We start from the raw sequence: 12213 nt of genomic DNA, 5'->3' as shown, positions 1-12213 counted from the left end.
CAACAATAATGAGATTTCTCCAAGCACAATTGAAGATGGAGATGAAGCGCTTTTTCAGCAAAGCATCGCAGTAAACGCCAAATCCGCATTTATTTGTACGCAAGTTTTCGGCAAACAAATGATGATGAAGCAAGCTGGGAAAATCATCTATGTCTCTTCCATTCATGCCGAGAAGCCGACTGGTTCAGCGTTTACCTACAGTATTGCAAAAGGTGCAGTCAAAATGCTGTCCAAAGAAGCAGCTCTTGTGTTAGGTCGATATGGGATCAGTGTCAATACCATTGAAGTGGGTTCTATTGCTGGCGATGATGAGTTGTTTCACAGTCATCTATCCACCTTGTACAACGATTACGAATATAAGGTGCCTAATGCTGTTTTGTGCAGCAATGACGATGTTGCCGAGCTTGTGAATTTTCTCTCTTCCGACGAGGCGAGGCTCATTAATGGTGCAGATATAAGGCTGGATGGCGGTTTTTTGCTTCATTATATGAATTTCAAAATGAAAAAACCGTAATCGCCGGTATGGAGGTGAATAATGAGTATCGTTGGCAAAATCGCTTTAGTTACCGGCGCCGGAACAGGAATTGGCAAAGGCGTTGCAATCGAGCTTGCACGGCGCGGGGTTATGGTTGCCATTCATTATAATCAGAGCGATGCTGGTGCGCTTCATACCAAACAGATGATCGATGATTTCGGTGGAAGCTCGATGATCGTGCAAGCGAATATTTCGCAAAAAGATGAAATCGAACGGATGGTCTCCACCACTGCTGGACATTATGGCGGCATTGATATTTTGGTTAATAATGCGGCCTTGCAGCTGAATTATGGATTTTTTGAGCATGATGAAGCCTCTTTCGATCGCATGATGAACATTAATTTAAAAGGTTACTGGCAATGCACACAAGCCGTCGTTCCCTATATGAAGGAAAAGCAGTCAGGACGCATCATTAATATGTCTTCTGTACATAGCAAGCGCCCCACCGACTTCGATGCCGTATATTCCATGACCAAGGGCGGTATTCGCATGTTAGGCAGAGAAAGCGCAATTGAGCTTGCAAGGTATGGGATTACCGTTAATACGATTGAGCCAGGAGCCGTTGATGTCGGCAAGCAAAGTGCCCGAGAATCGAAGCCAATCATGTCCGCCGAGGACGTCGAGAAGCATAAAAACACGACCCGCTCTATACATGATAAATTCCCGCTTGGCCGTGTTGGCCGTCCACTCGACGTAGCTCAGCTCGTTTGCTTCATTGCATCCGATGAAAGCGAATTCATGACCGGTTCAGCCATTCGACTCGATGGCGGCAGCATGCTGCTCTAACCTAGCTAGATGAATGAATGAGAGCAACATCTTTCAAACCTAACTTATAAACAAGGAGTGACCTTTCGTGTCCAACAATCCTTCTTTTGAAGAAACGTTAGCCCATGTGAGCAAACATGCAAGCCCTTCCGCGCTTCGGATTACGGATATTCGCTTCACCGATATTGTAGGCGGGCCGTTTCATAGCAGCTTGATTAAAGTGTATACGAATCAAGGCCTAATCGGATTTGGTGAAGTACGTGACGGAGCTGATAAAGTTTATGCACAAATGCTGAAAGGTCGGTTATTAGGCGAAAATCCATGCAATATCGATAAGCTTTTTCGCCGCATTAAGCAGTTTGGCGGTGATGCCCGTCAAGGCGGTGGTGTGAGCGGGCTTGAAATCGCTTTATGGGATTTGGCTGGAAAAGCATATGGCGTACCGATCTATCAAATGCTCGGCGGCAAGTTCCGTGACAAAATTCGAATGTACTGCGATACCGAGGTCGTCGGCAAGGATACCGGCACCGCCATGGGACTCGCGCTTCAGAAGCGTATGGAGGAAGGCTTCACTTTCCTAAAGATGGATCTTGGCATCGGTCAAATTATTAATGAGCCAGGTACTTTAAGTGCTCCGATAGGCTTCATTGATGAAATGCGAAATGCTTCCAAAAACCGTTACAGTGCAAACCAAGACACCTTAACCGAAGAGGAAATTCGTGATATCCGAAATCAACATTATGATATTCACAACATCCCCCATCCTTTCACGGCGATTCATGTAACGGATAAAGGGCTTGATATGCTGGAGCAATATGTGGCGGATGTACGCGCTGTAATTGGTTATGAGGTTCCGCTTGCTGTAGATCACTTTGGTCATATCGGTCTTGAAGATTGCATTAAGCTTGGCCGCCGCGTCGATAAATTTAATTTGGCTTGGATGGAGGATATGCTTCCATGGCAGTATACCGAGCAGTATGCGAAGCTCGCGCGTGCTGTTGCAACGCCGATATGTACAGGTGAGGATATCTATTTGAAAGAAAACTTCAGGCCGCTGCTTCAAGCTGGCGGGGTGTCGGTCATTCATCCAGACGTTCTGACGACTGGCGGCATTTTGGAAACGAAAAAAATTGGTGATATGGCACAGGAATACGGTGTGGCCATGGCGATCCATATGGCTGAGAGTCCTATCGCCTGTCTCGCAGCAGCACATGTAGCAGCAGCGACAGAGAACTTTATGGCGTTAGAGTATCATTCCTGTGAGGTGCCATGGTGGGATGATATTATCATTAGCAGCAAGCTTCCGAACAAGCTCGTTCAGAATGGCTTCATTCATATGACAGATGCGCCTGGTCTGGGCATTGACGACTTGAACGATGAGGTACTCGCACAGCATCTGCATCCAAAAATCCCAGGACTGTGGGAGCATACGGACAATTGGAATCATTACCATTCCAATGATCGGCTTTGGAGCTAGTATGTTAATACTGTGGGGATCAAAACGGGACGCTTAATAGCGTTCCGTTTTTTCATGTTTGATGCATCGATTGCGCTTTGAGAAAAGATGAGCATTAAAAAAGGCACCTCCAGTTCCACACGATATGTGGAGTTGAAGGTGCTTGCTTTATGAACGTATGGAGATTATCCCGAAATGTTAACACTCGTCTTAGCTTCATTTGTTAATCGAGCAGCAGCTGCCTCCATTAAACCTCGGATATAACCGATACCGTATAAGCGTCCCAACAGCTCATATCCGGGATTCRCATTATCCTCGCCTTCCATCGTCGGCACATGATCTGGCCTTGCTGGCCCGTTAAAGCCTACCTCATAGTACGTATGCATCGCCTCGAGCATATCGGTTTGCCCGTCATCGTGGAACGTTTCCTCAAACTTTTCCGGCGTTCCTTTCACATCACGGAAATGGACGAAAAACATTTTATCCTGCTTTGCAAAATGGCGGATGACGCTCGGAATATGTTCTCCAGCCGTTGCGAGTGTTCCTTGGCATAAGGTAATGCCATTATAGGCGCTTGGAACTAAATCAATCGCTTGCTGCAGGGCAGCTGCACTTGTCAAAATACGTGATACCCCCCTAATGGGTGTGATCGGAGGATCATCGGGATGCAGCGCGAGCTTCACTTTTGCTTTCTCTGCAACAGGGACGATTTGCTCCATGAAGTATTGAAGATTTTCCCAAAGCTGATCTTCACTAATAAGGCCAGCCTCGGTAAGCGGTGCGTCCTTCATAAGGCTGTGATCGTAGCTGGACACTAGTGCTCCGCCCCGCGTCMGTGTGGTGGTCGATGTTCGAAACCAATTGAACTGAGCCATAAAATTGTAGCAAAGAACAGGAATTCCGGCTGCACCCATATTCGTAATAAATTGCTGGAACACTTCGATCTCGGCTTCTCTTCCTGCCGTTCCAAGCTTAATCTCATTGCTTGGTGGCATGGATTCGATCACGTTAAGCGTAAGTCCAGCATCAGCATACCTCTGTTTCATGCGAATAAGCGGCATCAAATCCCATGGTTTCTCCTGCTTTTCTTCCCATGGAAGCCCTCCAACTGCGTATTCAATGCCAAGCTGCTTTGCCAAAAGCCATAATCTTGCTGGCTGCGATGAAAAAAACTCTGCTAGCTGCATCCAGATACCACCTCCATAGTTTATTAACCAGCCACTTTTGCTGCCAATTCCTTGCCCATTTTGTCTATTTTCTTGTAGGCATCTTCAATCGATTGCTGGCCGAAGGTTACTGCCTCCATCTCCTTCTTATACGTATCAACCCATTCGGAGAAGCCTGCTGCAGGCGGATAGAACGGCAAAGCCTTGTCTAGTGAAAGGTCATATATTTCTTTGCCGAGCTTATCTTTAGCCTCAAGTGTCGGCTCGAGCTCTTTATAAATGTCAGGGTTGATCGGAATGCCGCGTGTGAGACCAAGCGCTTTGCCTGCATCCTTATCGGTAACGAACCATCTCAGAAATTTCTTCGCTTCATCTTTGTTTTTGGAATTCGCGCTTACACTTAAGAAGATGGTTGATTGCGCCCAGCCGCCACCAGCAGGACCAACAGGAAGATTCACTACGCCTACCTTTCCTGGCATAAGCTGCTCTAAAGCGCTGACAGAACCGGTTGTTGCTCCTCTTGTCATTACGACACCGGATGCCATTGGATCAGCTTGCGGATCATTTTCCAGAAATGAAGCGGCTTTTTCTGCTGGAGGTACGATTTTTGATTTGCGGAACTCTTCATACGTTTGGTAGAAGGTCATAAACAAATCCTTATCAAGCGTAAATGTTTTCCCGCCATCGGACATAACGGGCGGTTTGCCCATCGACGTTTGGTAATAGTTGAAGCTGTCCCAAGTGGTTGTATCACCTATCGGATATTTCCCATCAGGCAGCTTCGCCCGAGCGTCTCTTGCCCACTGAAAAAATTCATCATAAGTCCAATCCTTATGCGGAAGCGTGATCCCGTATTGCTCCAGCTCCGCTTTGTTATAAGCTAAGCCTTGCGCATTCTGACTGAGTGGAATACCGTACAATTTTCCATCTATTTGCAAATTAGAAATAACGGATGGATCAACAATGCCGCTTAGGTCAATGTCAGAGAGATCCTCTAGCTGACCGCGCGATACATATTCTTGAATGTACGCAGCATCCATTTGCAGTACATCTGTTATTGACTTCGAAGCAGCAAGTGTCGGAAGCTTTTGCCAGAATGCATCCCATGCCATAAATTCCGGCTTAAAAGATACGTTCGTGTTTTGCTGGGAGTAAATGTCTAACGCTTTTTTTGTGGCCTCGTGCCGGGCATCCGGCCCCCACCACATAATGCTGAGTGTTGTTTTGGCGCCAGCTTCTTTGCCGCCAGCATCGTCCGGCTTTGCTGTGCTCTTCGTTCCTTCATTCGTTTGCTTCCCTCCATTGCTGCTTCYGCCTCCGCTGCAAGCGGTCAATACGAGCAGTAATGCCAGCATTAACAGCCCCAAGCTTCTTGACCCGTTTTTGTTCATCTTCTTACATCCCCTTTTCCTTTGTGAAATGAAATGACTTACCCTTTTAATCCTGTAGTAGCAATTCCTTCGACAAAATGCTTCTGTGCAAAGAAAAAGATGATTACCGAAGGAAAGATCGACAGCAAGGACATGGCTAGCAATTGCCCCCACTGAATGTCGAATTGATCGATGAACATTCGCAGTGCCAGCCCAACAGTAAATTTGTCAACGGAGCTTAAATAAAGCACTTGTGCAAAAAAGTCATCCCAGCTCCATATAAAGGTGAAGATAGCTACGGTAACAAGTGCGGGCTTCAGAAGAGGCAGGATCACTCTCCAAAAGATTCCGTAAACACTTGCTCCATCAATCGTTGCGGCCTCATCCAAATCTTTCGGGATTCCGCGAATAAATTGCACAAGCAAGAAAATAAAAAATGCGCCGCCTCCGAAAAAATGCGGAAGCACGAGCGGTACATAGCTGTCCACAAATCCTAACTTGTTGAACAAAATGTACTGCGGGACAACGGTTACCTGTCCTGGAAGCATCATGGTAAGCAGTAAGATGGAAAACCAGAAGCCGCGAAGCTTGAAGTTTAGCCTTCCGAAGCCATAAGCTACAATCGCAGCCGTGGCAACGCCGCCAATGACATTGCCCAGCTCCATAAGCAGTGTGTTGCCAAAAAAATGAGCAAATGTATATTCCGATGAGAAGTGCCAGCCATCCCAGTAATTGCTCCACATGGGTATCTTCGGCCAGATCGTCGGCAAGCTGAGTTCCTCTGTCTTTTTTAAAGAGGCTCCTGCCCACCAGATGACGGGATACAGCATCAGAATAGAGAAAAGGGATAGGTACAAATGGCTCGTCAGCTTCAAACGCAGCGAATTCATTTGGTTTTCCCCCCATCTGATTCGTAGAACACCCAATATTTCGAGGCTGCGAAGTTAATAAGCGTGAGAAGCGCAACAATTGTGAGCAATATCCAAGCAAGTGCAGACGCATAGCCCATCTGATAATGTTTGAACGCTTTCTCGTACAGGAACATGGCGTACATATAGGTTGAATTAATAGGGCCGCCCTTTGTGATAATGAACGCTGAGGTAAACGTTTGAAACGATCCGATAATGCCCAGCACGAGATTAAAGAACATAACCGGCGAGAGCATCGGCAGCGTAATGCTTATAAACTTCCTTACCTTGCCGGCTCCGTCTACAGAGGCTGATTCATAAAGCTCTTGCGGCACTTGCTTAAGCCCAGCTAGAAAAATTACCATCGTTGATCCGAATTGCCACGTATTGAGTAAAATCAATGTGCCAAGCGAGGTGTCCGGATTGGATATCCAGCCTACCCCCTCAATCCCAAACCAAGCGAGCACCTGGTTGATATAACCGTCTATCCCGAACATATTGCGCCAAAGCGCTGCTACTGCAATGCTTCCTCCGATTAAGGATGGAAAATAAATTGCCGTCCGATAAATATTCATGCCTCGAATGTTTTTATTAAGTGCCAATGCGACCATAAGGGAGAAAAACAGCTTTAATGGTACGGAGAATAATACAAACATAAACGTCACGCTTAGAGATTTCGTGAAAGTGGAATCACCAGTAAATATTTTGGTGTAGTTGTCCGTGCCGGTCCATATCGGGTCYTCCAGCAAAGAATATTCGGTAAATGACAAATAAAACGATTGTGCAATGGGCCAAAGCGTCAACAGCAAAAAACCGATTAGCCAAGGGGATATAAAAATGTATCCGGCTAAATGAGCAGCTCCTTGCTGTTTGCGCTTCGTTTTTGCCTGCTTTCGTTTAGGTATAACAGTCTCTGTATTCACTCTAATCATCTCGTCCCCTTTCCTAGATAATGTTCCTTTACTTTATACGAAAGCGGTTACATGAATGAAGGTGAAGAAATTATGAAATTGTTTGATTTTATATAGTGTGAAAAATTCATAGATTTCCCCATAAATACCTTAAGAAAGTCGCATCGACAAATATGTGAATGTCCCTAACAATAGACTTAGAAAGCAAATAACAGCAGCCTTCAAACACACTATTGCGAAAGAGGTGCTCAGATGAAATTTGACAATCCGGAAGATATGATCCAGCTTACGCCGCTTTGGGAGGGTGAACGCTTTTCGAATGGACGTCCTAAAGTATCCGAAGATGTTCTAAGGCGCATGCGCAAAATCACTTTGGAGGAGGCTTGGGGCCCTCTCTGGAACAGAGGTTATGCCTTTCAGTTTGAAGGTGATTTCAAAATTATCCATCCGAATAAAATAATGGTTGGACGCGCTGTTACAGCTGTAATGGTGCCTAAACGACCTGATCTGCATGAAGCTCTGCTTAATTATGGACATGAGCAAGAAAATCGAAAAGGCTTTTTCAACCAATGGGTTATTGATTCGCTTGTAGAAGATGATGTCGCAGTAGTGGATATGTTTGATAAAGTGCATCTCGGCACATACGTAGGCGGGAATTTATCTACAGCTATTTCCACACGCACGAAGCGCGGCGGTGCTGTCATTTGGGGCGGTATTCGCGATAATCAACAAATCGTAGAAATTGACRATATCAATGTATATTATCGCGGCAGCGATCCTACAGCGATTGCGGACGTTACAATGGTAGGCATGAACGTTCCAACACGAATTGGCAAGGCTATTTGTATGCCTGGCGATATAGTACTCGGCACTCCTTCTGGCGTTATTTTTATTCCGCCTCACTTAGCTGAGCTGACGGTCGTACAAGCGGAGAAGTCCCAAGTACGTGATGTATTTGGTTTCGTTAGACTGCGTGACAGCGTATATTCGACAGCACAAATTGATGCCGGATGGGACGATGCGCTGTGGACAGATTTCTTGAACTGGTTCGAAAATGATGCCGCAGCCGAGGAATATCGTCATCTAAACTGGGATGCTGAGCTTGAGGAAGCACAAATGAGGGATCGAAACGGACCGCAAAGCGATGTTCGGCTTTAGGCAATCCGTTTGAAACTAGCAATTGTGGTTTAACTATATGAAAAAGGACTCTAGCTGGATCATCCGCCGCTAGAGTCCTTTTTCATATGAGCTGTTTTTATTTACCAATCGTTTCCCGATATTCACTAGGCGAGAGCCCGACCTTTTTCTTAAAGATTTGACTGAAATACCGCGGATCTTGGTAGCCGACCTTCTCTGCTACCTCATAATTTTTGTAATGGGTGCTCTTTAGCATGTCCTTCGCTTTATCCATTCGAATGTCCGTCAAATGCTCGATGAACGTTTTTCCTGTATTCATTTTGAATAGCAGGCTTAAGTAGGTTGGCGTCATATACACTTTCTGTGCCACACTTTGCAAGGATACATATTGGCATTCCTGCTCCATATGATGAATCGTTTTTTTGATAATGCTGCGGTGGCTCTCCTTCTGGTTGTACGAGAATACCTCTTTCAGTCCAATTAAAAAATGAATGACATACTGTTTAATTTCATCCAAAGTCGCAAGCTTCACGATCGACATTACGTCAAACCGCTCATACATGCTAACATGCTCTGTCTCTGCTAACACTCGTTTTTCTATTCCGACTAGAAGCCTAACGGTCACATCATATACGCTCTGTGTTTCAATCGGTCCATCATGAAGCAGCTCAGCATAAAATAGATGAACACTCTCTTCAATTTCTGCGGTTGTCTCTGCGGCTTTGTAAACGTCAAAAAGCTGCTTCTCCTTATCTGACGGGTATTGCTGCAGCGATTCCGAGCGTCCTAGCTCGCTGAAATAATTGATTTTGCCCGTACCACTATAAAACTTATACTGCAGCGCTCGCGCAGCCTGCCGATAGGAATGAACAATATCATATAATTGACTGCATGGTTTGCCCACTCCGACATTAAAGGAATGAAGAAAATGCTCTTTAAGCATAGTCTGCATCTTCTCGATAGATTCCTTCGATACCCATGAGAAAAGCATGCCAATTCTGCCCTCCTCATCCACAAATACGACGCAGCCTTCGGTCATTTTTTTTTGCATATAATCCCGAATTTGCTCCAAATAAATGATTTTCTCATGCTCATCTTCAAAAGCGATCGTCGGTTCTGCCAAAGCCATAACAGGAAAAGTGTAATAGGGATTAAGCTGAAGCCTGGATAAGCTTTCTTTTAAATCCGACTTCATTGCACGGGCATTAGACACCAGGTTTCGCAAGAAACGCTCCCTCATCCACGTAAGAATGACATCTTCTTTAAATAATAACCCCTCGCTTAACATTCTCCATTTCCCCCTCTTGTAAGGTCGACTTGTGAAATGAATGACTTTAATTGAGATGAATCATTTTGTAAGAGTGCATATGCAAAGTAAAGGCTTCTTCTGCTAGTGCAGCGTCGCCAGTGCGTAGAACGTCTACGAGTCGCAGATGCCAATCCGCCAGCTCTTCTGTGGAGTAATGACGATTGGAAATAGCCATGAACCGCATCACTTTGATTCGCATCCGATTCCAAAGATCGAGAATCATATGGTTATCGCAGCGTCTATAAAAAAAGCCATGGAACTCCATATCAAGCTCTAATATGTTCAAAATATCGTTTTGCTCATGAGCAAGATCCATTTGACGAATCAGATCTTCTAAATAGTTAAAATCATTTTCGGTTAGCTGCTTCATAGATTGCCGTACCGCAAAACCTTCTATGATCTCTCTCAGCTCGAAAATATCTTTTATTTCCTTGTCGGTTATGTATGAAACAATTGAGCCTTTGTTGGGGATGCTCGTACTAAATCCTGCTGATTTCAGTCGTTCCAGCGCCTCACGAACCGGTGCTTGGCTGATGTTGAATTTCTTTGCAATCTCAAGAACGAGCAACCTAGCTCCCGGCTGCAGCTCGCCTGCTAGAATTTCCTTCTTTAATGCTGTGTAAACCTGATCACTAATGGAGCTAACCGAAGGAATTGACATGTTCTCAAACATAACATTCACTTCTCCGTTTCCGATTATCGATTATCGATAATCTGCTTTGTAACAAGATTATAGAACTTATTCCCATCTCTGACAACCGATTATTTTGTCGAAAACTGACAAATATACTGCGGCTTGGTTCTGAATAAGCATCTGATCAAAACGAATGGAACATAAGATTAAAATGACTTATAAAATATTTTAAGACTTTGTCTAGTCATGCAAATTCCTAGAGCATATAATAGAGATTGATTAATATCCGATATAATTACTTGGACAAATGGAGATTCAAATATGAATGTAAAAGTACCTACAATAAAAAAACAAGTTTTTGATCTCATTATTCGCGATGGACTCGTTTCCAAAGCTGCTTTAATGGCGCGATTAACGATAACATCCACCAGCTTGTCGAGATTGCTGGAGGAACTGCTAACGGATGGTCTAATTCTTGCTTCAGAGCTGGGACGTTCTACAGGCGGGCGAAAGCCTATATTGTATCGCGTCAATCCAGATCATCGTGCTGTGTTTGGGCTAGAAATATCCCGCTTCTCCTCCTCTATCGGTTTATATGATTTGAATTTAAAACCGCTCGCGTTTGAACGATGGAAGATGGATGAAAGAATGACGCCAGAAACGCTTGTGGGCAAAATCACTCAAATTGCTGAGCGTATGATGAGTGACTTTCACATTGATCGCAACAAAGTGATTGGAATTGGAATTGGTGCCGTTGGCCCATTGAGCCGTGAAGATGGCGTTATGCTAAAACCCCGTTATTTTCCTGCACGAGGCTGGATCGATGTTCCCATCTGTGACTGGTTGGAACAGCGGCTTGGCATGCCTGCCCTGCTCGATAATGGAGCGAACACAGCTATTATTGGCGAGCATTGGGCGCTGCGCAATGAAGAGGTTGAACACATGCTTTATGTTCATGCGGGAGTTGGTCTGCGTACCTCGATGATGTCAGGCGGACAAATCGTTAGAGGCGCAGTAGATATGGAAGGCTCGTTTGGTCAAATGATCATTCAGACCGATGGTCCAAGGCTTGGCGACGAAGGAAATTATGGCGCGCTTGAAGCGCTTGTTTCGATTCCTGCGTTGGAGAAGAAAATACGCTCTCAACTGAAGCTTGGCCGTTCAAGTACGTTAATGGGCATTCCGCCAKAGGAAGTTCAATTTGACGCTTTGCGGAAAGCATATTTGCAAAAAGATGCATTCATTACGGAGCAATTTCTACAAACGGCTACCTATCTCGGCATTGGAATCGCCAATCTCATCAATATTTTGCATCCCGAGGCTGTGATATTAGGCGGCCCGCTCGTCAATGTAGATAAAACGATTTATGAAACTGTCATTCAAGTTGCGCGGAGCAACATTTATTATTCACCGCAATATGAACCGAAATTTTCGCAAGGACAGCTGACTGAGGATGCCGTTACCGCCGGGGCAGCCATTATGCTGCTGCAGGATTGGGAACTTAATTAGAAACAAAAAACGATGCTGGCTGTCGCCTGCATCGTTCTTGTTTCTAGGCTATGGCGATAACAGCTTTTTTAAAGTAGTTGAAGCAGCTCGTTTAAATGATGAATTTCATACGTTGGAATAATGCTTGTACGATTAGGCTTTCGCTTCGGATTGTACCAGCATGTATCGATGCCATAATTGAGGCCGCCCTGGATATCAGATGTTAATGAATCACCGACCATAAGCACCTTTGACTTATTGATCAGATTCAGCTTCTCGAATGCAAAATCAAAAATTCCCGATTGCGGCTTCGAAAAACCAGTGTCCTCAGAAACGATAATATGCTCGAACGAATGAGCTAAAGCAGACCTGCCAATTCGACTATGCTGTGTCTGTTTGATCCCATTTGTGATAATTGCAATGCGATGCCCATTATGAAGAACCTGCTGAATAAGAACATCCGAGCCTTCGATTAAGAAAGAGCCCTCTCCCAAGTAATGAACGTAGCGCTCGCTAAAATGCACAGCATCAAGC

At 44.9% G+C, this 12213-nt stretch carries 12 protein-coding genes; 5 read left to right on the top strand and 7 right to left on the bottom strand.

Going from position 1 to position 12213, the window contains the following annotated elements:
* The 3 genes from AB4Z17_RS27405 to AB4Z17_RS27395 form a co-directional block, all read left to right on the top strand.
* Nucleotides 1-514 (top strand): SDR family NAD(P)-dependent oxidoreductase (locus AB4Z17_RS27405; protein ID WP_441963320.1); only part of this gene is annotated, 514 nt, incomplete at its 5' end.
* 21 nt (nt 515-535) lie between these two features.
* Nucleotides 536-1321 (top strand): SDR family NAD(P)-dependent oxidoreductase, encoded by a 786-nt coding sequence (locus AB4Z17_RS27400; RefSeq protein ID WP_441907602.1) that lies wholly within the window; start codon nt 536-538, stop codon nt 1319-1321.
* Between the two features lie 67 nt (nt 1322-1388).
* Nucleotides 1389-2777: a mandelate racemase/muconate lactonizing enzyme family protein gene (locus tag AB4Z17_RS27395; protein ID WP_441963319.1), complete on the top strand. Its 1389-nt coding sequence runs from the start codon at nt 1389-1391 to the stop codon at nt 2775-2777.
* A 164-nt stretch (nt 2778-2941) separates the two neighbouring features.
* Here AB4Z17_RS27395 and AB4Z17_RS27390 read toward each other — a convergent pair whose 3' ends face one another.
* From AB4Z17_RS27390 to AB4Z17_RS27375, 4 genes are read right to left on the bottom strand one after another with little or no spacing between them, the layout of a single operon-like run.
* Nucleotides 2942-3943, bottom strand: a complete 1002-nt coding sequence (locus AB4Z17_RS27390; RefSeq protein WP_441963317.1) for a mannonate dehydratase — start codon at nt 3941-3943, stop codon at nt 2942-2944.
* A 23-nt stretch (nt 3944-3966) separates the two neighbouring features.
* Nucleotides 3967-5313, bottom strand: coding sequence for an ABC transporter substrate-binding protein (locus AB4Z17_RS27385; protein WP_441963315.1), 1347 nt, complete (start codon nt 5311-5313; stop codon nt 3967-3969).
* Between the two features lie 38 nt (nt 5314-5351).
* The gene (locus tag AB4Z17_RS27380; protein WP_441963313.1) at nt 5352-6182 is read right to left on the bottom strand and encodes a carbohydrate ABC transporter permease; all 831 of its coding nucleotides are present in this window, start codon (nt 6180-6182) and stop codon (nt 5352-5354) included.
* Entirely contained in the window at nt 6179-7132 is a 954-nt protein-coding gene (locus tag AB4Z17_RS27375) for a carbohydrate ABC transporter permease (protein ID WP_441963311.1), read from the bottom strand. Before AB4Z17_RS27375 ends, AB4Z17_RS27380 begins: the two co-directional genes overlap by 4 nt.
* 231 nt (nt 7133-7363) lie before the next feature.
* Here AB4Z17_RS27375 and AB4Z17_RS27370 point away from each other — a divergent pair, with 231 nt between their 5' ends.
* Nucleotides 7364-8269 (top strand): RraA family protein, encoded by a 906-nt coding sequence (locus AB4Z17_RS27370; RefSeq protein WP_441963309.1) that lies wholly within the window; start codon nt 7364-7366, stop codon nt 8267-8269.
* A 97-nt stretch (nt 8270-8366) separates the two neighbouring features.
* Here the strand turns inward: AB4Z17_RS27370 and AB4Z17_RS27365 are convergent, their stop codons facing one another.
* Complete coding sequence (locus AB4Z17_RS27365) at nt 8367-9536, bottom strand: helix-turn-helix domain-containing protein (RefSeq protein WP_441963307.1); 1170 nt, start codon at nt 9534-9536, stop codon at nt 8367-8369.
* A 46-nt stretch (nt 9537-9582) separates the two neighbouring features.
* The gene (locus tag AB4Z17_RS27360; protein WP_441963305.1) at nt 9583-10230 is read right to left on the bottom strand and encodes a GntR family transcriptional regulator; all 648 of its coding nucleotides are present in this window, start codon (nt 10228-10230) and stop codon (nt 9583-9585) included.
* A gap of 282 nt (nt 10231-10512) precedes the next feature.
* On the opposite strand from AB4Z17_RS27360, the gene AB4Z17_RS27355 reads away from it, so the two are divergent.
* A complete protein-coding gene (locus tag AB4Z17_RS27355; protein ID WP_441963303.1) occupies nt 10513-11700 on the top strand; it encodes an ROK family protein in 1188 nt (395 codons plus the stop codon).
* Nucleotides 11701-11768: 68 nt separating this feature from the next.
* Here AB4Z17_RS27355 and AB4Z17_RS27350 read toward each other — a convergent pair.
* A partial coding sequence (locus AB4Z17_RS27350; RefSeq protein WP_441963301.1) for an HAD-IA family hydrolase occupies nt 11769-12213 on the bottom strand: 445 nt, incomplete at its 5' end.

The organism is Paenibacillus sp. TAF43_2, assembly GCF_052113545.1.
Taxonomy (GTDB): domain Bacteria; phylum Bacillota; class Bacilli; order Paenibacillales; family Paenibacillaceae; genus Pristimantibacillus.
The sequence above is the reverse complement of the archived record's forward strand: the minus strand, read 5'-3'. Positions and strand labels throughout refer to the sequence as shown.

Coding starts and splice junctions, on each gene's coding strand:
- AB4Z17_RS27400 (WP_441907602.1), top strand. CDS start 536: ATGAGTATCGTTGGCAAAATCGCTTTAGTTACCGGCGCCGGAACAGGA.
- AB4Z17_RS27380 (WP_441963313.1), bottom strand. CDS start 6,182: ATGAATTCGCTGCGTTTGAAGCTGACGAGCCATTTGTACCTATCCCTT.
- AB4Z17_RS27365 (WP_441963307.1), bottom strand. CDS start 9,536: ATGTTAAGCGAGGGGTTATTATTTAAAGAAGATGTCATTCTTACGTGG.
- AB4Z17_RS27360 (WP_441963305.1), bottom strand. CDS start 10,230: ATGTTTGAGAACATGTCAATTCCTTCGGTTAGCTCCATTAGTGATCAG.